We start from the raw sequence: 22,025 nt of genomic DNA, 5'->3' as shown, positions 1-22,025 counted from the left end.
CCCCGCTCTCGGGGCCCTTCTCGATGTGCGGTCGTGGCGGAACTGGTAGACGCGCAACGTTGAGGTCGTTGTGGCCGAAAGGCCGTGGAAGTTCGAGTCTTCTCGACCGCACCATCATCTGAAGTAGCAAGCATCCTCCGCCTCCCGAAAGGGAGGACGGACGATGTGCGCTGTCACGCCTGCGGCGCCACCCCGGCGACGCGCTCGGCAACGTGACCGCGCCACAAGGCCGCCAGCAGATCGGTCTGCGTGATCATGCCGGCGAGACGGCCTTCGCCATCCACGACGATCGCCTCGTGAAACAGGCCGCCTGAAAGCGCGGGTAGCAGTTCGTCGATCGGCGTGTCCGGGGAGACGAGGCAGGGGTTGGTCGCCATCACCTCACCGACCGTGCGCCCTGCCCCCGCGAGCAACTCGGCATGGCCGACAAGGCCGACCACGACGCCCTCACCTTCCACCACCGGCATCGCACCTATGCTGCGGGTGAGCAGGCGATCGCGGGCCTGTCCGACGCCTTCTTCCGGCGTCGCACGGATCACGTCACGCGACATGATCCGTTCGCAGCGTATCTCGCCATGGAGCCGACGGTGCGCCTGGGCCTCGACCTGGCGGAACAAGGCGTCGAGATCGTCGCGGCTGACGTCGAGCAGCTCGTCATAGCGGGCGAGCACGGTATCGATGTCGGCGGCGGTGTAGCCGACGCGCTCCTGCGGCGGCGGATCGGCGGTGCCATGGGTGTTGCGCGACACCTTCTGCGCGCGATGCGGATAGGAGTGACGCGTGGCATTGTTGAACAGCCAGCCCAGCGCCAGCAGCAGCGCGGTGTTGAGCGCGACCGGCACCAGCGCGAAGGAGAAGCCGGCGGCGTGGATGGCGGGGCCGCCGATCACCGCGGTCAGCGCCACCGCGCCGCCGGGCGGATGGAGGCAGCGGGCCAGGCTCATCGCCCCGATCGCCAGCGCGACCGCGAGGCCGGCCGCATAGATCGGATCGCGCACCAGCATCGCCGCGCCGATGCCCGCCAGCGCGGAAATGGTATTACCGCCGATGATCGACCAGGGCTGGGCGAGCGGGCTTGCCGGCACCGCGAACAGCAGCACCGCGGACGCGCCCATCGGCGCGATCAGGATGGGGAGCGCGCTGTCGTTGCCCAGCCACAGCCGGCAGACGAGCCCGGTGAGGATGATGCCGCACAGCGCGCCCAGGCAGGCACGGAGCCAGCCTAGCCGCCCGACAGGCGAGAGGGGCGCGAAGAGACGCGTGAAAGGCATGGATTGCCCTTGGGCGATCGGCCGGCCCCGTGCAACCGGAGCCGGCCGCCTGATCGCCTTATTCGAGCCCCGCCTTATTCGAACTCGAGGATCACCGCGTCGACCGCCAGGCTGTCTCCTGCCGCAGCCGCGACCTTGGAAACCGTGCCGGCCTTTTCGGCGCGGAGGATATTTTCCATCTTCATCGCCTCGACCACCGCAAGCGGCTGGCCGGCCTCGACCTTGTCGCCCTGCTTGACGTGGATGGCGGTGATCAGGCCCGGCATCGGGCACAGCAGGAACCTGGACAGATCCGGCGGCACCTTCTCGATCATGTGGTGAGACAGATCGGCGATGCGCGGCGGCAGCACGGTGAGATTGTGGCTCGCGCCGCGCGTGGTGAAACGCCAGCCATCGCGACGACGCTGCACACGCACCGCCAGCGTCTCGCCGTCGACGATCGCCTCCACCAGCCGCTGGCCGGGAACATAAGCCGCATCGACCACGACGGCCTTGCCGTCGACTTCCACCGCTTCGCCGGCGATGGCGACGCGATGCTCGGCACCGTCGAGCTTCACAACCCAATCGGTCGGCGCAGGGGCCGGGCCGTTGAGCTGACCGTCGATCAGGCTGGCGCGCGCCGCCTCCACCGTGGCGATCACGCCCGCGACCGCGGACAACCGCGCGGTCAGGCCCTCACCTGTCGGCGCACCCTGGAAGCCCTCGGGATATTCTTCGGCGATGAAGCCCGTGGTGAGGCGGCCGTCGCGGAAGCGCTGGTGCTGCATCAGCGCCGAGAGGAAATCCACATTATGGCCGATGCCGTCGATCTCGAACCGATCGAGCGCGTCGATCTGCCGGTCGATCGCCTGCTCGCGCGTCTCGCCATAGGTAATGAGTTTCGCGATCATCGGATCGTAGAACATCGAGATTTCGGCGCCCTCGGTAACACCGTCGTCGACGCGGACATTCTCCGACGTCGCGGGCGGACGATAGCGGACGAGGCGGCCGGTCGACGGCAGGAAGCCGCGATAGGGATCCTCGGCATAGACGCGGTTCTCGACCGCCCAGCCGGTGAGCTTCACATCATCCTGGGTGAAGGCCAGCTTCTCGCCATAAGCGACACGGATCATCTGTTCGACGAGATCGAGGCCGGTCACATATTCGGTGACGGGATGTTCCACCTGCAGGCGGGTGTTCATCTCGAGGAAGTAGAAGCCCTGGCCGGTCTTGTCGGCACCGGAGACGATCAGTTCGACGGTGCCGGCCGAATGGTAGCCAACCGCCCGCGCAAGGGCGACGGCCTGCTCGCCCATCGCCTTGCGCATCTCCGGCGTGACGAAGGGAGACGGCGCTTCTTCCACCACCTTCTGGTGACGGCGCTGCACCGAGCATTCACGCTCGCCGAGATAGAGGATGTTGCCGTGCTTGTCGCCGAGCACCTGGATCTCGATGTGGCGCGGGCTTTCGATGAACTTCTCGATGAAGACGCGATCGTCGCCGAAGCTCGACAGGCCTTCGCGCTTCACGCTCTCGAAATTCTCGCGGACGTCCTTTTCGGAGAAAGCGAGGCGCATGCCCTTGCCGCCGCCGCCTGCGGACGCCTTCATCATCACCGGATAGCCGATGCCGTTGGCGATCTCGACCGCATGATCAGTCGAATTGATCTCGCCAACGAAGCCGGGGACGACGTTCACCCCGGCCTTCAACGCCAGCTTCTTCGATTCGATCTTGTCGCCCATCGCGGCGATCGCGCCGACCGGCGGGCCGATAAAGGCAATGCCGGCCGCTTCCAGCGCCTCGGCGAAGCTGGTGCGTTCGGACAGGAAGCCATAGCCCGGATGAACCGCCTCTGCGCCGGTCGCCTTGCAGGCCGCGATGATCGCGTCGGCAAGAAGATAGCTCTCCGATGCGGGCGGCGGGCCGAGGCGGACAGCCTCGTCGGCCATCTCGACATGCTTGGCACGGGCGTCGGCGTCCGAATAGACGGCAACCGTCTTGATGCCCATCGCGCGGGCCGTGCGGATCACGCGGCAGGCGATTTCGCCGCGATTGGCGATCAGGATTTTCTTGAACATCGGGACGCTTCTCTCCGTCTCTCTACTTCTGGGCCAGGAGCAGCGCGGCAAGGCGCAGTTCCGTGGTGCCGCCGGGCGCGGCGCGGGTGGTGGCGAACAGGCGGGTCACGCGGCGGTCGGTGCCGGCGACATTCCATTCGGTCTGGGACTGGGCGGCGCTGGTGCGGGTGCGCCCGGCGGGCAACGCCAGCGCCTGCTGGACGCGCGCTGCAAGCGCGAGTTGATCGGCCGTGCCATTCAAGCGGACGCGCAGCGTGCATTGGCGCGAGGGTATGTTGAGAGGCAGGTTGTCACTGGCGACGTAGGTGAGAAGCGCCTCATCCGCCTTGTAGGATTCGCCGGGCTGCGCCGATTTCGGCTGCAAGGCCAAAGGGATAGGCGCCATAGCGATGGCCGCGTGAAAGACTTCGGGATCGCGGAACGCTTCCCAACAGGTGGCCTTGAAGGTTTCGAGTGCGAGCGCGGTATCGATCGTCTTGAGCTTCTCCACGGACGATGGCGGCGGCGTCGCGGGCTTCGCCGGGGGAGGCGAAGCCGCGGCCTGCAGCATCAGGAGAAGCGCGGGCAGGATCATTCGGCGGCGACCGCCACCCGCGGTGCCTCGGCCGGCATCGCCTTGATCCCCATCCGCGCGAACATCGCAGCATCATTATCGTCGCCGGCATTGGGCGCGGTCAGCAGCTTGTCACCGGTGAAGATCGAATTGGCGCCGGAAAGGAAGCAGAGCGCCTGCGTGCTTTCCGACATGCTCTCGCGCCCGGCCGACAGGCGGACCATCGAGCGCGGCATGGTGATGCGGGCAACCGCAACGGTGCGGACGAATTCGATCTCGTCGATCTTGGCGAGCGGGGTATCGGCGAGCATGTCGCCCAACACCGTGCCCTTGACCGGCACGAGCGCGTTGATCGGCACGCTTTCGGGATGCTCCATCGTCGCGAGCGCATGAAGGAAGCCGACGCGATCCTCGCGCTTCTCGCCCATGCCGACGATGCCGCCGCAGCAGACATTGATGCCGGCCGAGCGGACATGATCGAGCGTGTCGATGCGATCCTGGAAGCTGCGCGTCGTGATGACGTTCGCATAATTCTCAGGCGAAGTGTCGATATTGTGGTTGTAATAATCGAGGCCGGCATCGGCGAGCTGCTTGGCCTGCTTCTCGCTCAGCATGCCGAGCGTCATGCAGGTTTCCATGCCCATCGCGCGGACGCCCTTCACCATCTCGACGATGGCAGGCATGTCGCGGTCCTTGGGCTCGCGCCAGGCCGCACCCATGCAGAAACGCGACGAGCCATGATCCTTGGCCTGTGCCGCCGCCTGCAGCACCGCCCGCGAATCCATCAGCTTGGTGGCCTTCAGGCCGGTTTCATGGCTGGCCGACTGGCTGCAATAGCCGCAATCCTCGACGCAGCCGCCCGTCTTGATCGAGAGCAGCGTCGAAAGCTGGACGGCGTTCGCGTCATGGTGCGCGCGATGGGTTTCGGCCGCCCGGAACACGAGTTCCATGAAGGGCAGATCGAACAGATCGGCGATCTCCTCGCGGGTCCAGTCGGTGCGGGGTTCAGTCATACAATATCTCCGTCGTGCTGAGCGGACGTCAGCATCCATCCCTTCATGGGCGATGGCTGCGCATTCCGCGCGATGGACCCCCGGATCAAGTCCGGGGCAGGCTCTGAAACAAGTTCAGGGTGACGGTTATTGTGGGTGAGGTGGTTCACTCCGCCGCCTCGCTGATGCCTTCGGGCGGGACATTGTGGCCGAGCAGGCGGAGCACTTCGCCGGCCGCATCGACCAGATTGGTGCCGGGGCCGAAAATGCCCTGGACGCCGGCATCGCGGAGATACTGATAATCCTGCGCGGGGATGACGCCGCCGGCGACGACCTTGATGTCCGACCGGCCGGCTTCCTTGAGGAGACCGATCAGTTCGGGGATCAAGGTCTTGTGCCCGGCCGCGAGCGACGAGGCGCCGACGACATCGACGTCCGACTTGATGGCGAGGTCCGCGGCTTCCTTCGGTGTCTGGAACAGCGGGCCGGCGACAACCTCGAAACCGAGATCACCGAACGCCGAGGAAACGAGGTTGGCGCCGCGATCATGGCCGTCCTGGCCCATCTTGGCGACGAGCATCCGCGGCTTGCGGCCCTTGCGACGACCGATGGTGGCAACGCCGTCGACGAGCTGCGCCCAGCGGGCATCATCACCATAAGCGCCGCCATAGACGCCCTTCACCGGGGTCGGGCTGGTGCCGTAGCGGCCGAACACATCTTCCATGGCGGCGGAGATTTCGCCGAGCGTCGCCCGCTTGCGCGCGCATTCGACGGCGAGTTCGAGCAGATTGCCACTGCCCCGCGCGCCTTCGCGCAGCGCATCGAGCGCGGCCTGGCACGCGGCTTCGTCGCGCCCGGCCTTCACCTTCCTGATGCGGGCGATCTGCGCTTCGCGGACGGCATGGTTGTCGACGTCAAGAATGTCGATCGGATCTTCCTGCGCCAGCCGATACTTGTTGACGCCGACGATGATCTCTTCCTTGCGGTCGATCCGCGCGGCCTTGGCGGCAGCGGCTTCCTCGATCATCGCCTTGGGCCAGCCGGCCGCGACCGCCTTGGCCATGCCGCCATCGGCCTCGACGCGTTCGATGATCTCCCACGCCTTGTCGACGAGCTGCTGCGTCAGGCTTTCGATATAATAACTGCCGCCGAGCGGATCGACGACATTGCACATGCCGGTTTCTTCCTGGATCACGATCTGCGTGTTGCGCGCGATGCGGGCGGAGAAATCGGTGGGAAGCGCGATCGCTTCATCAAGCGCGTTGGTGTGGAGCGACTGGGTGCCGCCCAGCATCGCCGCCATCGCCTCGATCGTGGTGCGCATGACGTTGTTGTAGGGGTCCTGCTCGGTGAGCGAGACGCCGGAGGTCTGGCAGTGGGTGCGCAGCATCTTCGAGCGCTCATCCTTGGCGCCGAGGTTGGTCATCACCCGATGCCAGAGGACGCGCGCGGCGCGGAGCTTGGCGATCTCCATGAAGAAGTTCATGCCGATCGCGAAAAAGAAGCTCAGACGGCCGGCGAACTTGTCGATGTCGAGGCCCGAGGCCACGCCATATTTCACATATTCCTGGCCATCGGCGATGGTGAAGGCGAGCTCCTGCACCTGCGTCGCCCCGGCTTCCTGCATATGATAGCCGGAGATCGAGATGCTGTTGAACTTCGGCATCTCGCGGCTGGTGTAGCCGAAAATGTCCGAGATGATCCGCATGCTCGGTTCGGGCGGGTAGATGTAGGTGTTGCGGACCATGAACTCCTTGAGGATGTCGTTCTGGATGGTCCCGTCGAGCTGCGCGCGGGGCACACCCTGCTCCTCACCAGCGACGATGAAGAAAGCGAGAATCGGGATGACCGCGCCGTTCATCGTCATCGACACCGACATCTGATCGAGCGGAATGCCGTCGAACAGGATCTTCATGTCGTCGATCGTGTCGATCGCCACGCCGGCCTTGCCGACATCGCCGGTGACGCGCGGATGATCGCTGTCGTAGCCGCGATGGGTGGCGAGATCGAAAGCGACCGACAGGCCCTTCTGTCCGGCCTTCAGATTGCGATGGTAGAAGGCGTTGGAGGCTTCGGCCGTCGAGAAGCCGGCATATTGGCGGATCGTCCAGGGGCGGCCGGCATACATGGATGCGCGGACGCCGCGGGTGAAGGGCGCGAAACCCGGCAGGCCCGGATCGATATCGGCCACATCCTCAGGCGTGTAGAGCGGCTTGACGGCGATACCTTCCGGCGTGGCCCAAGTCAGATCCTTGCCCTTCACTTCCTTGGCGGCGGCGGTCTGCCAATCGGCCAAAGTCTTTTCCGGCGTCTTATCGGTCATCTTACTTGCCTTCGTAACGGGCGGGGCGCTTCTCGAGGAAAGCGAGCACGCCTTCCTTGAAATCGGCAGAGGCGCCGGCGGTCTTCTGGTCATTGCGTTCGCGGGTCAGGACCGGGGTGAGATCATCGGTGAGCGCGTGGCGGACCGAACGGCGGATCAGCGCCATAGCCAGCGTGGGACCGTTGGCGAGACGGGTGGCGAGCGCGCGGGCCTCCTCGATCAACACCACATCCTCGACGACGCGGTTGATGAGGCCCCATTCCGCGGCCTTTTCGGCTGGCACGCGTTCGCCGAGCATCGTCATTTCCAGCGCGCGGGCGCGGCCGACAGCCTTGGCTACCAGCCAGGTCGCGCCGGCATCTGGGACAAGGCCGATATTGACGAAGGCGAGCAGGAAATAGGCCGAGCGGGCGGCGAGGACATAATCGCCCCACAAGGCGACCGAGCAGCCGGCACCGGCCGCGAGGCCGTTGATCGCGCTGACGACGGGGATGGGCAGCGCGGCAAACTTTTCCGCGAGCGGGTTGTAATGGCTGTCGAGCAGTTCGCCCGGATCCTCGGGCAAACCGCCTTCGGCCTGGAGATCGGCGCCCGAGCAAAAAGCGCGGCCCTCGCCGGTCAGCAGCACGCAGCGCGCGCCCTCCGCCACGGCCTGATCGAGCGCGGCCGACACGTCCTCGAACAGCGCCGGGGTGATCGCGTTCAGGCGATCGGGGCGGTTCAGGGTGATCGTCGCGACATTGTCGGCAAGGTCGTAGCGGATGTTGGCGTAGGTCATGCGTTCAGAACCTCTCCGTTTGTGTCGAGCGAAGTCGAGACACATTGGCGCGTCGCTTGGGGCACGTCTCTCGACTGCGCTCGGGACGAACGGGGAGAGGTGGCCGGGTGCATCAATGCGCGTCCTTCGACGTTTCCATGATCTCGGTCAGCACGCCGCCCATATCCTTGGGGTGGACGAAGAAGATCAAAGTGCCGTGGGCGCCGATGCGGGTGTCGCCGAGTATCTTCTTGCCCAGCCCCTCGAACCACTTCCGGGCTTCGTGGATGTCGGGCACTTCGTAGCACATATGATGCTGGCCGCCGGCCGGGTTCTTGGCGAGGAAGCCGTGGATCGGACTGTCGGCGCCGAGCGGCTCGATCAGCTCGATCTGGGTGCCATGGGTGCCGTTTTCGCCCGGCGTATCGACGAAGCAGACCTTCACGCCGTTCGATGGCATGTCGAACGGCTCGTGGATCTTCACCGCGCCCATTACGTCGCGCCAATAAGCGATCGACGCCTCGATCGACGGCGTGGCAACGCCGACATGGTTCAAACGGCCGAGTTTCATGACTTAACTCCCCTCCCGCTTGCGGGAGGGGCCGGGGGTGGGCCCTTCCGTCGCGGGATGCATCGTCTGCGGCGAGCGCGAGCCCACCCCTACCCCCTCCCGCAAGCGGGAGGGGAACCTAATCACAGCGGAATATTGTCGTGCTTCTTCCACGGATTTTCGAGCTGCTTGTTGCGCAGCTTGCGCAGGCCGAGCGCGATCCGGCGGCGGGTGGAATGCGGCATGATCACCTCGTCGATGAAGCCCTTCGACGCGGCCACGAACGGGTTGGCGAACTGCGCTTCATATTCGGCGGTGCGCGCCGCGATCTTCTCCGGCTCGCCGATATCCTTGCGGAAGATGATCTCCACCGCGCCCTTGGCGCCCATCACCGCGATTTCGGCGGTCGGCCAGGCATAGTTGAAATCGCCGCGCAGATGCTTGGAGCTCATGACGTCATAGGCGCCGCCATAGGCCTTGCGGGTGATGACGGTGATCTTGGGCACGGTTGCTTCGGCATAAGCGAACAGCAGCTTCGCGCCATGCTTGATGATGCCGTTATGCTCCTGCGCGGTGCCGGGCAGGAAGCCGGGCACGTCGACGAAGGTAATGATCGGGATATCGAACGCATCGCAGAAGCGGACGAAGCGGCCGGCCTTCTTCGACGAGTTGATGTCGAGGCAGCCCGCCAGCACCATCGGCTGGTTGGCGACGATGCCGACAGTGCGCCCTTCGATCCGGCCGAAGCCGGTGATGATGTTGCCGGCATGGGTGGGCTGGACCTCGAAGAAATCGCCTTCGTCGACGACCTTCGTGATCAGCTCCTTCATGTCATAGGGCTTGTTGGCGCTGTCCGGGATCAGGGTATCGAGACTGTCCTCGATCCGGTCCCAGGGATCGTCGCTCGGCCGCGCCGGCACCGCTTCGCGGTTGGAGAGCGGCAGATAATCGAAGAAATCGCGGGTCGCGAGCAAGGCCTCGATGTCATTTTCAAACGCGACGTCGGCGACTCCCGACTTGGCGGTGTGGGTGACGGCGCCGCCCAGCTCCTCCTGCGTCACGACCTCGTTGGTGACGGTCTTCACCACGTCGGGGCCGGTGACGAACATGTACGAGCTGTCCTTCACCATGAAGATGAAGTCGGTCATCGCCGGCGAATAGACCGCGCCGCCGGCGCACGGACCCATGATAAGGCTGATCTGCGGGACGACGCCCGATGCCAGCACGTTGCGCTGGAACACCTCGGCATAGCCGCCGAGCGAGGCGACGCCTTCCTGGATGCGGGCGCCGCCCGAATCGTTGAGGCCGATGACGGGGGCGCCGACCTTCAGCGCCATATCCATGATCTTGCAGATCTTCTGCGCGTGCCGTTCAGACAACGAGCCGCCGAAGACGGTGAAATCCTGGCTGAACACGAAGACCAGCCGTCCGTTGATCGTGCCCGATCCGGTGACGACGCCGTCGCCGGGGATGTGCTGCGCATCCATGCCGAAATCGACGCAATTATGTTCGACATAGGTGTCGACTTCCTCGAACGAGCCTTCGTCGAGCAACACCTCGATCCGCTCGCGCGCGGTGAGGCGCCGCTGCGCGCTTCTCTTCGAGCTTCTGCAAAATCGCCAGCATCGTTCCTCGCTTCGTTCGAATCGGTTTGATGCTCCCCTTTTCAAGGTTAGAGCGGCAAGGCAAATGTGAATTTGCAAAATTGCGAAGGAGGATTTTGCAAATGGCGCCGGAGATGGGAGGCGAAGCCCCAGCCGCACGCCGCCATCGCCTGTTCGCGGGTGCGGAGCTGCGCGCGCTGAGGCGGCAAGCGGGACTGGGCCAGGGCGCGATGGCGCAGCGGATCGGCATTTCCGTCAGCTATCTGTCGCAGCTCGAAAATGACGACCGGCCGGTGACGCGCAAGGTCGCCGATGCGCTCGCCCGCGCCTTCCCGATCGACTGGACCGGCGGCGCGGAGGATGCGGGATCACGGCTGGCGGCGATGCGCGAAGCGATGGCCGACCCGCTGTTCGCCGATCTGCCGCGGCCCGAGGCGCTGCACCGCGCCGTCGACCAGCAGCCCGATCTCGCGACGCGCTTCCTGCGCCTCCACAGCGCCTGGCGCCAGACCGAGGAACGGCGGCAGATGGAGGATGAAGCGATCAGCGCCGGCGTCGGCGGTGGCGAGCGGTTGCCCTGGGAGGAGGTGCGCGACTGGTTCCACCTCGCCGGCAATTATGTCGACCCGATCGACCGTGCCGCCGAGGCGCTGGCCGACGAGCTCGACGCGCAACCCTTAAGCGAAGGGATGATCGCGCATGTGCTGAAGAAAAGGCACGGCGTCGACCTGCTCTCCTCCGACGACGAAGCCGCGGCGATGCGACGCTTCGACGCGAAGCGCGGGCTGCTGACGCTTGGCCGCGCGCTGCCGCCTGAAACCCGCCGTTTCGCGCTCGCGCACCAGCTCGCTTTGCTCGAATTTCGCTGGCCGATCGCATTGGTCTCGCAACAGGCGGAGCTGCGGTCGGACGAGGCGCAGACCTTGCTGGCGGTCGGCCTCGCCAATTATGCCGCGGGCGCGCTGCTGATGCCCTATGGCCGCTTTCGCGAGACCGCGCGCGCGCTGCGCCACGATATCGACCGGCTCGGCCAGCGTTTCGGGGTGAGCTTCGAGCAGGCCTGCCACCGCCTGTCGACACTGCAGCGGCCGGGCGCACGCGGCATCCCCTTCTTCTTCTGCCGGGTCGATATGGCGGGCAACATCACCAAGCGCCACTCGGCGACGCGCCTGCAATTCGCGCGCTTCGGCGGCGCATGCCCGCTGTGGATCGTCCATGAAGCGGTGGCGATCCCCGATCGCGTGCTCGTCCAGCTGGCCGAGACGCCCGATGGCGTGCGCTATGTGCAGATGGCCAAGGGGCTGGTGAAACCCTCGGGCAGCTATGCGCGCAGCCCCCGCCGCTACGCCGTGGCGCTGGGCTGCGAAGTCGATCACGCGGCCGAGTTCATCTATGCCGACGGCCTCGACGTCGCCAACCGCGCCGCGGCGACCCCGATCGGCATCTCCTGCCGCCTCTGCCCCCGCCCCGACTGCGACCAGCGCGCCTTCCCGCCATCGGACCGGGCGATCCTGGTCGACCCCGACATCCGAGACGTGGTGCCTTACCGGGTGGTGTGAGGGCGACGGCTATTCCCGATCGACGCCGACCAGCTTGCCGTCGCGGGTGAAGGTGCAGATGAAGACGGTGCCGGCGCCGTTGGGCGGGAACTGGCCGAAGACCGAATACATGCCATGATCCGGGATCGGCATCTGCGTGCTGATATTCTGCGGCGACTGGCCGAATTTCTCGGCCGCGGCGCCCTTGCAGAAGCGGGGCATCTGGGCAGGCGTGACGTTGCCCGATGCCGCGCCACTTGCAGGCGCAGCGCTCGCCTGGTCTGTCTGGCCGCAGGCGCCTGCGCTGTCGGGCGCGACCGTCTTGTAGCGGCCATCGGCGGTCACCACCCGGACGCAGCTCTGGCTGCGCGGATTCCACCACCAGGTCGTCAACCCCTTCTGCTGCGCGATCGAAAAGCCGCGCTGTTCAAGCTCCATTTCGCCGGACGACCCGCGCGCCCCGACAAGATCGGACACGTCCTGGGCCAGTGCCGGGCTGGCGGCGGCGACGAAAGACACAAGGATCGGAAGGGAAAGGCGACGACGCATGGCTTGTCCTCCTTCTTTGCCGGCGGAGACTGAATTGCAGCGGTATCGCCGTCAACCACCGGGAACGACGATGTTTCCGCCGAGCCGGCCAAGCGCTGCGCTCGACTTGGCGGCGGGCGGCAGGCATGGAGGAGCGCCTGACCGGAGTTGACGATGCCCCGCCTGATCCTCGCTTTGTTCGCCCTGCTTGCCTTTGCTGCCCCCGCTCATGCCGGCCTGCGCGCGGTCTATGGATCGGCAGAGGAGAATAAGACGCTGGTGATCGAGGTGGCCGATACCGGCGACGTGCGGATCGCGGAATCCGGGGATACGAGCTTCGGGCTGATGCTGGGCGGCCAATTCTATGTCGTGTCGCGCCAGCAGGATCAGTGGATGGCGGCGCGGACCGTGGATGTCGCCGCCGCGATCGACAAGGCGATGCCGCCGATCTTCGGCGATGCGCTGACGCATGACGGCCCGGCGCGGCCGGCGGTGAAGCTGGACATGGCGCGGAAGGGCGAGCGGACAGTCGGCGGGCGCAAGGGAATCGTGTGGACGATGGGCGGCTTCGGCGGCGCGCAGGGCCAGCCGGCGGAATATGTGATGAGCGCGGACGAGGATCTGAAGCCGGTCGGCCGCGCGCTCGAACAGTTCATGCACGCCGCGATCATTCCCGGCGCTCCGCTGATGGGGAGCGCGGCCGCCGAGTTCATCGAGGAAACGCGTGCTATCTTCGCGCTCGGCACGCCGATCGACGTCGGTGGGCGCTTCCAGCTCCGCTATGTCGAGAAGGCCGAGTTCAACCATGAACGGTTCGAACTGCCGGTGCGGCCGAGCACGGTGGACGAATTGCTGGCGGCGATGCCCAAGGCAGTGAAGTAAGAGCCCTTAATCCTCCCGATACGGGAGGATCAGGCGTCGCTCTCCAACCCGCCGATCAGCGCCATGCCATCGGCGATGTCTGCCGCGATGGCGGCGCGGAGCGCGGGTTCGCTGCGACGGGCGATCGCGTCGATGGCGCGGTGATGCTGATCGGTGAGTTTGGTGGTGCCGATGCGACCATAGGCCGCGCGCATCAGCGGGCCGAACTGCATCCACAACGTCTCGATGATGCGGGGCAGCAGGGTTCCCGGTGCGGCGTTGTAGATCAGGAAATGGAAGCGCCAGTTGCTTTCCATATAGCCGTGGATGTCACCGCGTTCGAGCGCGGCATCAAGCGCGGCATCGGCCTCGCGCAACCGTTCGAGCGTCGCCGCGTCGAGGAAGGGCAGCGCCAAGGCGGCCGCCTCCGGCTCGATCAGCAGGCGCGCGCGCATGATCTCGTCGAGCCGGGCGACAGTCGGTGGCGGCACGGTGATGCTGCGCTTGGAGCGGATGGCGACCGCGCCTTCGGCGGCAAGCCGGCTCAGCGCATCGCGAACCGGCATCTGGCTGACGCCCAATTGCTGCGCGAGGCCGCGGGTGGAGATCGGCACTTCGGGCGCGATCCGGCCGGTGATCAGGCGATGGCGAAGCTCGTCATAAACGGCGGCGCGCAGCGTGGCGCCAACCTCGTTGTCGGCGTCAGGCGCGATCGCCATGCTGTTCGGCAAAGGCGACCACGGCGCCGAGCAGGCCCGGTTGCGGGTGGGTGATGAGCTTGATCGGCATCGCCGCCATCATCGCTTCATATCGCCCTTTGGCAAGGAAGCGCCCGGCGAAGCCCGATCGCGGCAGATGATTCTTGAGCCGTGCGCCGATGCCGCCGGCGAGCACGACCGCATTGGCGCCCTGGGCGAGCGCGATGTCCCCGGTGACGGCACCGAGCGAGAGACAGAAGCGATCGAGCGCGGCCGTGGCGAGCGGATCGCTGCCGTCGAAGGCTGCGGTCCATAAAATCTTGTCATCGCCCGCCAGGACGGGCTGGCCTTCGAGCGCGGCAATCGTCGCGTGGATTTCGGCCAGGCCAGGGCCGGCGACGACCCGTTCAGCCGAAACGCGGCGATGTTTGGCACGGAGGCGAGCGAGGATCGCCTCCTCGACCGAATCGAGCGGCGCGAAATCGAGATGACCGCCCTCCGTCTCGACAACGAACTGGCGGCCATCGCGGCGCAGCAGATAGGCAACGCCGAGTCCGGTGCCGGGGCCGACGATCGAAATCACGCCATCGGCGGGCAGCGGCTGATCCGGCCCGGCAATATGGACGAAATGTTCCGGGCCGGCATGGGCGACGGCATGGCCGACCGCGCCGAAATCGTTGATCAGGGTCACCGCATCGACATGAAGATCCGACGCGAGCGTCGCGGGGCGGATCACCCAGCTATTGTTGGTGAGCTTCAGCGTCTCACCGCGGATCGGCGCGGCGATGGCGATGCCCGCCGCGCGCGGCAAGGGCCGGCCGATCCGTTCGGCGAAGGCCGCCCAGGCAAGCGGCAGGCTGGCATGATCGGTAGTGCGCAGCGTGACGGGATCGTCGAGCGCGACGACGCGGCCCTGTTCGATCCGCGCCAAGGCGAAGCGCGCGTGGGTTCCGCCGATATCCCCCGCGACGATCTCCATCGTCTGGCTCAGGCCTCGAAGCGTTCGCGCAGGCGCAACATGGTGAGCGCCGCCTTCGCCGCCTCGCCGCCCTTGTCCTTCTCGTCCTTCCTGGCGCGGGTCAGCGCCTGGGCTTCATTCTCCACCGTCAGGATGCCGTTGCCGATGGCGATACCATCCATGGTGAGCGCCATCAGGCCACGCGCGCTTTCGTTCGAGACCACTTCGAAATGATAGGTCTCGCCGCGGATCACCACGCCCAGCGCGACGAAGGCGTCATAGCGACCGCTTTCCGCCGCCATCGCGATCGCGCCCGGCACTTCAAGCGCGCCGGGGACAGTGATCGTCTCATGCTTGTGGCCGTCCTCCTCGATCGCGGTGCGGGCACCGTCGAGGAGGAGATCGTTGAGATGGTCGTAGAAGCGCGCCTCGACGATCAGCACCTTCGCCATGAGATTCAGAGCCCTTCGCTCGAGATCGGCTGTTCGCCGACGATGTTGAGGCCGTAGCCGGACAGCGCGACCAGCGTATGGTGCGAATTGGTGAGCAGGGTCATGTCGTGGATGCCGAGTTCCGCGAGAATCTGCGCGCCGATACCGTAATCGCGCAGTTCGTTCATATCCTCCGAATCCGGGCCCTTGCCCTCGGCGCGGGCGCGCACGACGGTGGACATGGCGTTGACCAGCGCGCGGTTGATGATGACGACGACGCCCGAACCGGCATCGCCGATCGCGCGCATCGCACCCTGCAGCATGCCCGACCGATCGCTGAGTTCGCCAAGCGAATCGCTGAAGATGTTGAGCGTGTGCATGCGGACCAGCGTCGGCTTGTCAGCATCGATACGGCCTTTCACCAGCGCCAGCGTTTCGGTGCCGACCGCCTTGTTGCGATAGGTGATCGCCCGCCATTCGCCGCCATAGCGGCTGTCGAACTTGGTCTCGGCGACCTTTTCGACATTATGGTCATGGCGACGGCGATAGGCGATGAGATCGCGGATCGTGCCGATCTTGAGATTGTGGAGCTGGGCGAAGGCGACGAGATCGTCGAGACGCGCCATCGTCCCGTCATCCTTCATGATCTCGCAGATCACGCCCGACGGGTTGAGGCCGGCGAGGCGCGACACGTCGACCGCCGCCTCGGTATGGCCGGCGCGGACGAGGACGCCGCCGGGGCGCGCGACCAGCGGGAAGACATGGCCGGGGGTGACGATATGTTCAGCGCTTTTCGAGGCATCGATGGCGACGGCGATGGTGCGGGCGCGATCACCGGCCGAGATGCCGGTCGAAACGCCGTCGCGCGCCTCGATCGAAACGGTGAAGGCGGTTTCGTGGCGCGTGCCGTTGTGGCGGCTCATCAGGTTGAGGCCGAGCTGGTCGACCCGTTCCTTGGACATCGCCAGGCAGATCAGGCCGCGGCCATGCTTGGCCATGAAGTTGATCGCGTCCGGCGTCGCCATCTGCGCGGGGATGACGAGATCGCCTTCATTTTCGCGATCCTCATCATCGACGAGGATGAACATGCGGCCATTCTTCGCCTCGTCGATGATCTCCTCGGGCGTGGAGAGGAAGGCGTGGCGCAGGCGCGAAAGCTCTGGATTACTGGACATGACGTAGTTGCTCCATCCGCCCGAGATAGCGGGCGAGAATGTCGATTTCGATATGCACCGGCCGGCCGACTGCGAGCTTCGCGAAGGTCGTCATCTGGGCGGTGTGGGGGATGATGTTGATACCGACGAGGGCGGCATCGGCCGTATCCTCGACGCTGTTGACGGTGAGCGAGATGCCGTCGAGCGCGATCGAGCCCTTGGCCGCGAGATAGGGCGCAAGAGCACGCGGCGCGGCAATGGTGAGCCGGGTCGAATCGCCTTCGGACTCGAGTGCGGCGATGGTGCCGACGCCATCGACATGGCCGGTGACGATATGGCCGCCGAGCTCGTCGCCAACCTTGAGCGCACGTTCGAGGTTGAGCTGCTCGCCCGCCGTCCAGCGGCCGGGCGCGGTGCGCGCGACGGTTTCGGCGGAAATATCAACGGCGAACCAGCCGGGCCCCTTGTCGACGACCGTCAGGCAGGCGCCCGAACAGGCGATCGACGCGCCCATATCGACGCCGGCCGTATCATAGGTGGTGGCGACGCGGGCGCGCAGATCGCCGCGCTGCTCGGTCGATTCGATGGTGCCGACGTCGGTAATGATTCCAGTGAACATGAAAGGGCCCTATCCTCGGACGCGCTCGTAGACCTCAAGCCGGTCAATGCCAAGCGTGCGCGCGTCATGGAGCCGCCAGCGGCCATGCGCCTCCCCCAGATGGACGAGGCCGATGTCGGCGACGCCGGGCCGGCCGCCGCCGATCAGGATCGGCGCACGATAGATCAGGAGCCGATCGACCAGATCGGCAGCCAGGAAAGCCGCGGCGGCGCCGGCACCGCCTTCTACCAGCACGTCGAGCGCCGTGGTGTCGGCGATCGCCTCGGGCCCGTCCAGCGCAAGCCAGCCATCGGGCGCAGTGCCATGACCAAGCACGGCGCGCATCGGCGAGCGGTCTTCGAGGCCGGGAAGGCGGACATCGAGGCGTGGCCGATCGGCTTCGAGCGTGCCGCGGCCGACCAGGATCAGATCGGCACGCGCGCGTTCGAGATGGGCGTGAGCGCGGGCGGCAGGGCCGGTGATCCACTGGCTTTCACCGGATGCCATGGCGATGCAGCCGTCGAGCGACAGGCCGAGCTTCAAGGTAACATGCGGGCGGCCGAGGCGCTGGCGGGTGAGAAAGCCAGCCAGCGATCGCGCGGCTCCCTCTGCCTGCACCCCGACATCGACCGTGATGCCCGCAGCGCGGAGGCGAGTGATGCCCTGGCCGTTGGTACGCGGATCGGGATCGCCAAGTGCGACTACGACGCGGGCGACGCCGGCCGCGATCAGGCTGTCGGCACAGGCCGGGCCGCGGGCACTCTGATGCGCGCAGGGTTCGAGCGTGACATAGGCGGTGGCACCGCGGGCGGCATCCCGGGCCTGCTCAAGCGCCATCGCTTCGGCATGGGGGCGACCGCCGGGCTGGGTCCAGCCGCGGCCGACAACGCGACCTTCGTTGACGAGAATGCAGCCGACGGCGGGGTTGGGCGCGGTGCGGCCACGGCCGCGGCTTGCCAGCCCCAGCGCGGCCTTCATCCAGCGCGCATCTGTCGCCTTATCGGTCAACCTTGATGCCGAGCTGGTCCGCCAGCCGCTGATATTCCATGCGCTTGGCCTCGCGCCTTTCCTCCAGCTTCTTCTGGTCGATCTTCTGCTGGGCGATGATTTCCGCATCGGTGCGCGTCACCGGCCAGCTGGGAATGAAATACATTTCCGGCTTGGGCGGATCGCGGCGGGAATCGACATAGAAGCCCGCGATCAGAAGAGCGGGCATGAGGATCGAAACCAGCCCGATCAAGAGCTTGTGCCGCTGGCCACCGGCCATGAAGGCGCGAAAGTCGCGCCAGACGACTGAGGGCTTGGAAGGGCGAGGAATGGCCATGCGCGCCTAGATAGGCCCTGGCGGCGGGCTGCGCCAGCCCCCGGCCCGGGCCCGCCCCAGCTTGGGCCCCGGCCGGCTGGGGAAACCGGCCGGGGTGATGACGTCATGCCTTCATTTCGAAGCGCACCGTCATCGTCCGCCAGCTTTCGACCGCTAGGCCGTCGCGGGTCGCGGGCTTGAAGCGCCAGAAGCGGAGCGCCTGCTTCTTCGTCGCCTCGAAGAATTCGGGATCGGTGGCGGACACCATCTCGACCGCCTTGACCCGGCCATCGCTGCCGATGAGCACGCGGACCACCGCATTGCCGTTGATCTCCTGCCGCGCAAGCCGAGGCGGGTAGCTCGGCTGGAAGGGTGCACGGGGATCGACTGTTGCGTCGGCCAGAATTGGAGCAGGAGGCGTAGGATCGGGAATCGGCTCGGTGATCGGACCGGGGAATGGCGGCGTGATCGGTCCCTGCGTCGGAATTGTCGGCTCCGTGGTCGCACCCGTCTCAACGATCGGCGACACGTTGGTAATCGGCAACTGGTCCCGACTTTTGGGATCGGAGGACGGCGGCGGTGGATTGGGCGGGGGCGGCTCATCGGGCGGCACAATATAACCGGTAAGGACCGTAGGCGTTTCCCTGATGAATTTCGGCGGGAACAGGATCAGCGCGCCGATCGCCGCGACATGCATTCCCGCGACGAGCATCATGCTTGTTGGGCTCTTGTTGCCCTGGTCGAGGAATCCACCCTGCTGCTGCATGACATCCTCCGTCTGGTCTTACGGCGGCCGCAGCGCGGACGCCGCCAGTGATGTTACACTGTAACCGAGATGATATACTGTTTCTTTCGCTTGGAAAGAGGGATTTTGAAAGGGGCAGAGGACATCGTTCCGGCCATCCCATCTGGTGCATTTCTTTCTGCGATTGATCCGCAATAGTATTCGCGGTAACGGCCGGAGCAGTGGAATCATGGAATCGCCCGCTCCTGTGGGCGGCGAGGGTGAGGCGAATGCACACGATGTCCCTGCGCGAAAGCGCCAGTGCCGGTGACGTCCGTCGTGACGCGACCTTCCACGCTTCCTTTCCCGTAACGCCCGATCAGGCGTCGCTCCGGCGCGGCCCCGAACCGGTGCCGTCTCGATTTGGCGAGCGCCAGCGTCCCAATTTCGTGGCAATCGGTGCTGTGGCCTTGATCCATATCGGCCTGCTGGCCGCCCTGATCCAGATGAACGTCATCCCGATCAAGCAGCAGAAGCGCGCGCCGCTGGTCGTGGAATTGATCGTCGAGCCGCCGGCGCCCCCGCCCGCCCCGCCCGAACAGAAGGTGGAGCCTGCGAAGCCGGTCCAGCCAGTCGTGGTGGCGCCCGTGCCGATCGTGCAGACCTTGGCACCGCCGCCACCAGTGACCACGACCGCCACCCCGCCCCCGCCGCAATCGGCGATCGTCGCGCCCGCGGCGCCGGTCGCGCCGGCTGCCCCTGTCAGCGCCGGCGACCTTTCGTCGAACATGATCTCCTACAAGCCGCCCCGTTATCCGACCGAATCGCGACGCAAGAAGGAGCAGGGCGTGGTCGTGCTCAACCTGCTGCTCGGCATGGACGGCGCGGTCAGCCAGATCAGCGTGCAGAAATCGAGCGGCTTCGCGAGGCTCGACGAGGCGGCGCTGGAAGCGGTAAAGCGGTGGCGGTGGTCCCCAACGATGCGCAGCGGCCAGGCCATGATGGTCCGCGGCATCGTCGAGATACCCTTCATCATCAAGACCTGAGCCCATCGCCCTTATGTTGATTGCCATCCCGAACCTGCTGGACGCGGCCAGCCTCGCCCGTGCGCGCGCGCTGATCGACGCGGCCAATTGGGTGGACGGCAATGTGACGTCCGGCCACCAATCGGCGCTGGCGAAACGCAATACGCAATTGCCCGAGGACTCAGCCGCGGCGCGTGAAGCGGGTGGCATCATCCTCGATGCGCTCGGCCGTTCGCCGCTGTTCGTGGCGGCCGCGCTGCCGCTCAAGGTCTATCCGCCCTTATTCAACCGCTATGGGCTGGGCGACACGTTCGGCACGCATATCGACAATGCCGTGCGGATCCAGCGCGGCAGCGATTTCCGCATGCGCAGCGACCTATCAGCGACCTTGTTCCTGGCGGAGCCGGACAGCTATGACGGCGGTGAACTCGTGATCGAGGACCGGTTCGGCGTGCAGGCAGTGAAGCTGCCCGCGGGTCACATGATCCTCTATCCGGCGTCGAGCCTGCACCGCGTCGAGCCGATCACGCGCGGCGAGCGGGTGGCGAGCTTCTTCTGGATCCAGAGCATGGTCCGTGACGACAGCGCGCGTCGAACCCTGTTCGATCTCGACAGCGCGATCCAGACGATCGCGGTCGACCGAGGGCAGGACGATCCCGCCATCATCCGCCTGACCGGCGTCTATCACAATCTGCTGCGCCGCTGGGCGGACGCCTGAGCGGTTTCAGGCGGCGCGGCGGGTGGTGAGTTGCAGCCAGGCGCGGGCCTGGCGCTGGGCCTCGGCAATTTCACGCGCGGTCATGTCCTCGGAAATCTCGGCGCGGCATTCTTGCGCATGAACCATGCCCGCCACCGCGGCGAGGTTGAACCATTTATGCGCTTCGATCAGATCGACATCGGCGCCACCGGTGCCGGTGGAATAAGCCATGCCAAGATCGAAATAAGCGCCAACATCGCCACGCCCGGCGTCCGCCAGACGGCTCTCGATCAGAAACTTCGCGGTCGCAAGACTATGTCCCATGTTTCGGCTCCTGCCGTTTCCATGGGGCGCACTCTCACCATCATCTCGAAACAAATGGTTAACGCGCAATTGCCTCTAAGTCGGCATCAAGTCGACAAAGCGAGGATGCGCGCCCTATTTGGCGCAATCTCAAGCAAAACCGACGCGCCAACTTAATGTCAGGCCACGGATACTTCGAGATTGTCGATCAGCCGGGTGCGGCCAATCCGCGCCGCCACCAGCAGGCGTGCCGGCCGATCGAAACGATCGAGCGGGGCGAGCGCCGCCGCGTCGCAGAGCGCAAAATAGTCGATCGGGTCGAATCCGGCCTCGGCGAGTCGGCGGCGGCCGGCCGCCAGCGTTTCGGCCACATCCGCGCCGGCGGTGAGCGCCGCGGCGGCTTCCCCCAGCGCACGCGGCAATGCGCGAGCGGCCAGGCGCTCCTCATCGCTGAGATAGGCGTTGCGCGAGGATAGAGCGAGGCCGTCATCGTCGCGCTGGGTCGGCACGCCGACAATCTCGATCCCGGTATCGAGATCGGCCGCCATCCGCCGGATCACCGCAAGTTGCTGATAATCCTTTTCACCGAACAATGCGAAATCGGGACGGACCTGCGCGAACAATTTGGCGACGACTGTCGCGACACCATCGAAATGCCCCGGACGAGCCGCGCCATCGAGCCCTTCGCTGACACCCGACACGGAAATATTGGTGGCGAAACCCTGCGGATACATTTCCGCGACCGTCGGCGCCCACAGCACGGCGACGCCGGCGGCTTCGAGCAAGCGCGCGTCCGCCGCCTCGCGCCGGGGATAGGCATCGAAATCCTCATGCGGGGCAAACTGGGTGGGATTGACGAAGATCGAGACGACGACATGCGCCGCCCGCGCCTTTGCTTCGGTCACCAGCGCGAGATGGCCGGCGTGGAGCGCGCCCATCGTCGGCACCAGCGCCACCTGGCCGCCATCCGCGCGGAGCCCGGCCAGCCGCTCGCGAAGCTCTGCGACAGTACGAACGATTTGCACGGGCAGGGAACCTCCGATAAGCGCTGGACACATTGACCGGGGCGTCTTTGGGGGCCGTCGCCGGCGGAATCAAGA

Annotated in this window: 23 protein-coding genes and 1 tRNA gene; 5 read left to right on the top strand and 19 right to left on the bottom strand. The window is 66.1% G+C overall.

Going from position 1 to position 22,025, the window contains the following annotated elements:
• Positions 1-27 precede the first annotated feature (27 nt).
• A tRNA-Leu gene (locus ACFB49_RS20195) sits at positions 28-114 on the top strand.
• Positions 115-173: 59 nt separating this feature from the next.
• Here the strand turns inward: ACFB49_RS20195 and ACFB49_RS20190 are convergent.
• The 8 genes from ACFB49_RS20190 to ACFB49_RS20155 all read right to left on the bottom strand — a co-directional run bounded on the left by ACFB49_RS20190 (position 174) and on the right by ACFB49_RS20155 (position 10,194).
• Entirely contained in the window at positions 174-1,271 is a 1,098-nt protein-coding gene (locus ACFB49_RS20190; protein ID WP_380873233.1) for an HPP family protein, read from the bottom strand.
• 74 nt (positions 1,272-1,345) lie between these two features.
• Positions 1,346-3,328 carry an acetyl-CoA carboxylase biotin carboxylase subunit gene (locus ACFB49_RS20185; RefSeq protein WP_380873232.1) on the bottom strand — a complete coding sequence of 661 codons (1,983 nt, stop codon included), beginning with the start codon at positions 3,326-3,328 and terminating at the stop codon, positions 1,346-1,348.
• Between the two features lie 22 nt (positions 3,329-3,350).
• Positions 3,351-3,902, bottom strand: a complete 552-nt coding sequence (locus tag ACFB49_RS20180; protein ID WP_380873230.1) for a hypothetical protein — start codon at positions 3,900-3,902, stop codon at positions 3,351-3,353.
• Entirely contained in the window at positions 3,899-4,894 is a 996-nt protein-coding gene (bioB, locus tag ACFB49_RS20175) for a biotin synthase BioB (RefSeq protein WP_380873228.1), read from the bottom strand. Before bioB ends, ACFB49_RS20180 begins: the two co-directional genes overlap by 4 nt.
• A gap of 145 nt (positions 4,895-5,039) precedes the next feature.
• Positions 5,040-7,196 (bottom strand): methylmalonyl-CoA mutase, encoded by a 2,157-nt coding sequence (gene scpA, locus ACFB49_RS20170; protein WP_380873226.1) that lies wholly within the window; start codon positions 7,194-7,196, stop codon positions 5,040-5,042.
• Position 7,197: 1 nt separating this feature from the next.
• Complete coding sequence (locus tag ACFB49_RS20165) at positions 7,198-7,974, bottom strand: enoyl-CoA hydratase-related protein (RefSeq protein WP_380873224.1); 777 nt, start codon at positions 7,972-7,974, stop codon at positions 7,198-7,200.
• A 112-nt stretch (positions 7,975-8,086) separates the two neighbouring features.
• Entirely contained in the window at positions 8,087-8,524 is a 438-nt protein-coding gene (gene mce / locus ACFB49_RS20160) for a methylmalonyl-CoA epimerase (RefSeq protein ID WP_380873222.1), read from the bottom strand.
• Between the two features lie 122 nt (positions 8,525-8,646).
• The gene (locus ACFB49_RS20155; RefSeq protein ID WP_380880052.1) at positions 8,647-10,194 is read right to left on the bottom strand and encodes an acyl-CoA carboxylase subunit beta; all 1,548 of its coding nucleotides are present in this window, start codon (positions 10,192-10,194) and stop codon (positions 8,647-8,649) included.
• A 47-nt stretch (positions 10,195-10,241) separates the two neighbouring features.
• Between ACFB49_RS20155 and ACFB49_RS20150 the strand changes: the two genes are divergently transcribed.
• Entirely contained in the window at positions 10,242-11,666 is a 1,425-nt protein-coding gene (locus ACFB49_RS20150) for a short-chain fatty acyl-CoA regulator family protein (RefSeq protein WP_380873220.1), read from the top strand.
• Between the two features lie 9 nt (positions 11,667-11,675).
• Here the strand turns inward: ACFB49_RS20150 and ACFB49_RS20145 are convergent, their stop codons facing one another.
• Positions 11,676-12,194 carry a hypothetical protein gene (locus tag ACFB49_RS20145; RefSeq protein WP_380873219.1) on the bottom strand — a complete coding sequence of 173 codons (519 nt, stop codon included), beginning with the start codon at positions 12,192-12,194 and terminating at the stop codon, positions 11,676-11,678.
• A 153-nt stretch (positions 12,195-12,347) separates the two neighbouring features.
• On the opposite strand from ACFB49_RS20145, the gene ACFB49_RS20140 reads away from it, so the two are divergent.
• Positions 12,348-13,055 carry a hypothetical protein gene (locus ACFB49_RS20140; protein WP_380873217.1) on the top strand — a complete coding sequence of 236 codons (708 nt, stop codon included), beginning with the start codon at positions 12,348-12,350 and terminating at the stop codon, positions 13,053-13,055.
• Between the two features lie 29 nt (positions 13,056-13,084).
• Here the strand turns inward: ACFB49_RS20140 and ACFB49_RS20135 are convergent, their stop codons facing one another.
• The 8 genes from ACFB49_RS20135 to ACFB49_RS20100 all read right to left on the bottom strand — a co-directional run bounded on the left by ACFB49_RS20135 (position 13,085) and on the right by ACFB49_RS20100 (position 18,942).
• On the bottom strand, positions 13,085-13,753 hold the full coding sequence (locus tag ACFB49_RS20135) for a GntR family transcriptional regulator (RefSeq protein WP_380873214.1): 669 nt from the start codon (positions 13,751-13,753) through the stop codon (positions 13,085-13,087).
• Positions 13,737-14,711: a glucokinase gene (locus ACFB49_RS20130; protein ID WP_380873211.1), complete on the bottom strand. Its 975-nt coding sequence runs from the start codon at positions 14,709-14,711 to the stop codon at positions 13,737-13,739. Before ACFB49_RS20130 ends, ACFB49_RS20135 begins: the two co-directional genes overlap by 17 nt.
• A gap of 8 nt (positions 14,712-14,719) precedes the next feature.
• Positions 14,720-15,142: a 6,7-dimethyl-8-ribityllumazine synthase gene (gene ribH / locus ACFB49_RS20125; protein WP_380873209.1), complete on the bottom strand. Its 423-nt coding sequence runs from the start codon at positions 15,140-15,142 to the stop codon at positions 14,720-14,722.
• A gap of 5 nt (positions 15,143-15,147) precedes the next feature.
• Positions 15,148-16,296: a 3,4-dihydroxy-2-butanone-4-phosphate synthase gene (gene ribB / locus ACFB49_RS20120; protein ID WP_380873207.1), complete on the bottom strand. Its 1,149-nt coding sequence runs from the start codon at positions 16,294-16,296 to the stop codon at positions 15,148-15,150.
• Entirely contained in the window at positions 16,286-16,894 is a 609-nt protein-coding gene (locus ACFB49_RS20115) for a riboflavin synthase (protein ID WP_380873205.1), read from the bottom strand. The genes ribB and ACFB49_RS20115 overlap by 11 nt, the downstream gene beginning before the upstream one ends.
• A 9-nt stretch (positions 16,895-16,903) precedes the next feature.
• The gene (ribD, locus tag ACFB49_RS20110) at positions 16,904-17,851 is read right to left on the bottom strand and encodes a bifunctional diaminohydroxyphosphoribosylaminopyrimidine deaminase/5-amino-6-(5-phosphoribosylamino)uracil reductase RibD (protein ID WP_380880050.1); all 948 of its coding nucleotides are present in this window, start codon (positions 17,849-17,851) and stop codon (positions 16,904-16,906) included.
• Positions 17,852-17,870: 19 nt separating this feature from the next.
• Positions 17,871-18,197 (bottom strand): hypothetical protein, encoded by a 327-nt coding sequence (locus tag ACFB49_RS20105; protein WP_380873203.1) that lies wholly within the window; start codon positions 18,195-18,197, stop codon positions 17,871-17,873.
• 103 nt (positions 18,198-18,300) lie between these two features.
• Positions 18,301-18,942 carry an energy transducer TonB gene (locus ACFB49_RS20100; RefSeq protein ID WP_380873201.1) on the bottom strand — a complete coding sequence of 214 codons (642 nt, stop codon included), beginning with the start codon at positions 18,940-18,942 and terminating at the stop codon, positions 18,301-18,303.
• A gap of 248 nt (positions 18,943-19,190) precedes the next feature.
• On the opposite strand from ACFB49_RS20100, the gene ACFB49_RS20095 reads away from it, so the two are divergent.
• Both ACFB49_RS20095 and ACFB49_RS20090 read left to right on the top strand, forming a co-directional pair.
• Positions 19,191-19,946: an energy transducer TonB gene (locus ACFB49_RS20095; RefSeq protein WP_380873199.1), complete on the top strand. Its 756-nt coding sequence runs from the start codon at positions 19,191-19,193 to the stop codon at positions 19,944-19,946.
• Between the two features lie 13 nt (positions 19,947-19,959).
• Entirely contained in the window at positions 19,960-20,643 is a 684-nt protein-coding gene (locus ACFB49_RS20090; RefSeq protein WP_380873196.1) for a Fe2+-dependent dioxygenase, read from the top strand.
• A 6-nt stretch (positions 20,644-20,649) separates the two neighbouring features.
• Here the strand turns inward: ACFB49_RS20090 and ACFB49_RS20085 are convergent, their stop codons facing one another.
• Both ACFB49_RS20085 and panC read right to left on the bottom strand, forming a co-directional pair.
• Complete coding sequence (locus ACFB49_RS20085) at positions 20,650-20,946, bottom strand: hypothetical protein (protein WP_380873195.1); 297 nt, start codon at positions 20,944-20,946, stop codon at positions 20,650-20,652.
• 158 nt (positions 20,947-21,104) lie between these two features.
• Complete coding sequence (gene panC, locus ACFB49_RS20080; protein WP_380873194.1) at positions 21,105-21,950, bottom strand: pantoate--beta-alanine ligase; 846 nt, start codon at positions 21,948-21,950, stop codon at positions 21,105-21,107.
• Positions 21,951-22,025 lie beyond the last annotated feature (75 nt).

Source organism: Sphingomonas sp. DBB INV C78 (assembly GCF_042693015.1).
Lineage (GTDB): Bacteria > Pseudomonadota > Alphaproteobacteria > Sphingomonadales > Sphingomonadaceae > Sphingomonas_E.
The sequence above is the reverse complement of the archived record's forward strand: the minus strand, read 5'-3'. Positions and strand labels throughout refer to the sequence as shown.

What these genes read in the sequence shown, in the direction of transcription:
- ACFB49_RS20090 (WP_380873196.1), top strand. Translation starts at nt 19,960, where the DNA reads ATGTTGATTGCCATCCCGAACCTGCTGGACGCGGCCAGCCTCGCCCGT.
- ACFB49_RS20145 (WP_380873219.1), bottom strand. Translation starts at nt 12,194, where the DNA reads ATGCGTCGTCGCCTTTCCCTTCCGATCCTTGTGTCTTTCGTCGCCGCC.
- ACFB49_RS20190 (WP_380873233.1), bottom strand. Translation starts at nt 1,271, where the DNA reads ATGCCTTTCACGCGTCTCTTCGCGCCCCTCTCGCCTGTCGGGCGGCTA.
- ribD (WP_380880050.1), bottom strand. Translation starts at nt 17,851, where the DNA reads ATGAAGGCCGCGCTGGGGCTGGCAAGCCGCGGCCGTGGCCGCACCGCG.
- ACFB49_RS20100 (WP_380873201.1), bottom strand. Translation starts at nt 18,942, where the DNA reads ATGCAGCAGCAGGGTGGATTCCTCGACCAGGGCAACAAGAGCCCAACA.
- ACFB49_RS20180 (WP_380873230.1), bottom strand. Translation starts at nt 3,902, where the DNA reads ATGATCCTGCCCGCGCTTCTCCTGATGCTGCAGGCCGCGGCTTCGCCT.
- ACFB49_RS20085 (WP_380873195.1), bottom strand. Translation starts at nt 20,946, where the DNA reads ATGGGACATAGTCTTGCGACCGCGAAGTTTCTGATCGAGAGCCGTCTG.
- scpA (WP_380873226.1), bottom strand. Translation starts at nt 7,196, where the DNA reads ATGACCGATAAGACGCCGGAAAAGACTTTGGCCGATTGGCAGACCGCC.
- ACFB49_RS20165 (WP_380873224.1), bottom strand. Translation starts at nt 7,974, where the DNA reads ATGACCTACGCCAACATCCGCTACGACCTTGCCGACAATGTCGCGACG.
- ACFB49_RS20130 (WP_380873211.1), bottom strand. Translation starts at nt 14,711, where the DNA reads ATGGAGATCGTCGCGGGGGATATCGGCGGAACCCACGCGCGCTTCGCC.
- ACFB49_RS20115 (WP_380873205.1), bottom strand. Translation starts at nt 16,894, where the DNA reads ATGTTCACTGGAATCATTACCGACGTCGGCACCATCGAATCGACCGAG.
- mce (WP_380873222.1), bottom strand. Translation starts at nt 8,524, where the DNA reads ATGAAACTCGGCCGTTTGAACCATGTCGGCGTTGCCACGCCGTCGATC.
- ACFB49_RS20140 (WP_380873217.1), top strand. Translation starts at nt 12,348, where the DNA reads ATGCCCCGCCTGATCCTCGCTTTGTTCGCCCTGCTTGCCTTTGCTGCC.
- ribB (WP_380873207.1), bottom strand. Translation starts at nt 16,296, where the DNA reads ATGTCCAGTAATCCAGAGCTTTCGCGCCTGCGCCACGCCTTCCTCTCC.
- ribH (WP_380873209.1), bottom strand. Translation starts at nt 15,142, where the DNA reads ATGGCGAAGGTGCTGATCGTCGAGGCGCGCTTCTACGACCATCTCAAC.
- ACFB49_RS20095 (WP_380873199.1), top strand. Translation starts at nt 19,191, where the DNA reads ATGCACACGATGTCCCTGCGCGAAAGCGCCAGTGCCGGTGACGTCCGT.
- ACFB49_RS20105 (WP_380873203.1), bottom strand. Translation starts at nt 18,197, where the DNA reads ATGGCCATTCCTCGCCCTTCCAAGCCCTCAGTCGTCTGGCGCGACTTT.
- bioB (WP_380873228.1), bottom strand. Translation starts at nt 4,894, where the DNA reads ATGACTGAACCCCGCACCGACTGGACCCGCGAGGAGATCGCCGATCTG.
- ACFB49_RS20135 (WP_380873214.1), bottom strand. Translation starts at nt 13,753, where the DNA reads ATGGCGATCGCGCCTGACGCCGACAACGAGGTTGGCGCCACGCTGCGC.
- ACFB49_RS20185 (WP_380873232.1), bottom strand. Translation starts at nt 3,328, where the DNA reads ATGTTCAAGAAAATCCTGATCGCCAATCGCGGCGAAATCGCCTGCCGC.
- ACFB49_RS20150 (WP_380873220.1), top strand. Translation starts at nt 10,242, where the DNA reads ATGGGAGGCGAAGCCCCAGCCGCACGCCGCCATCGCCTGTTCGCGGGT.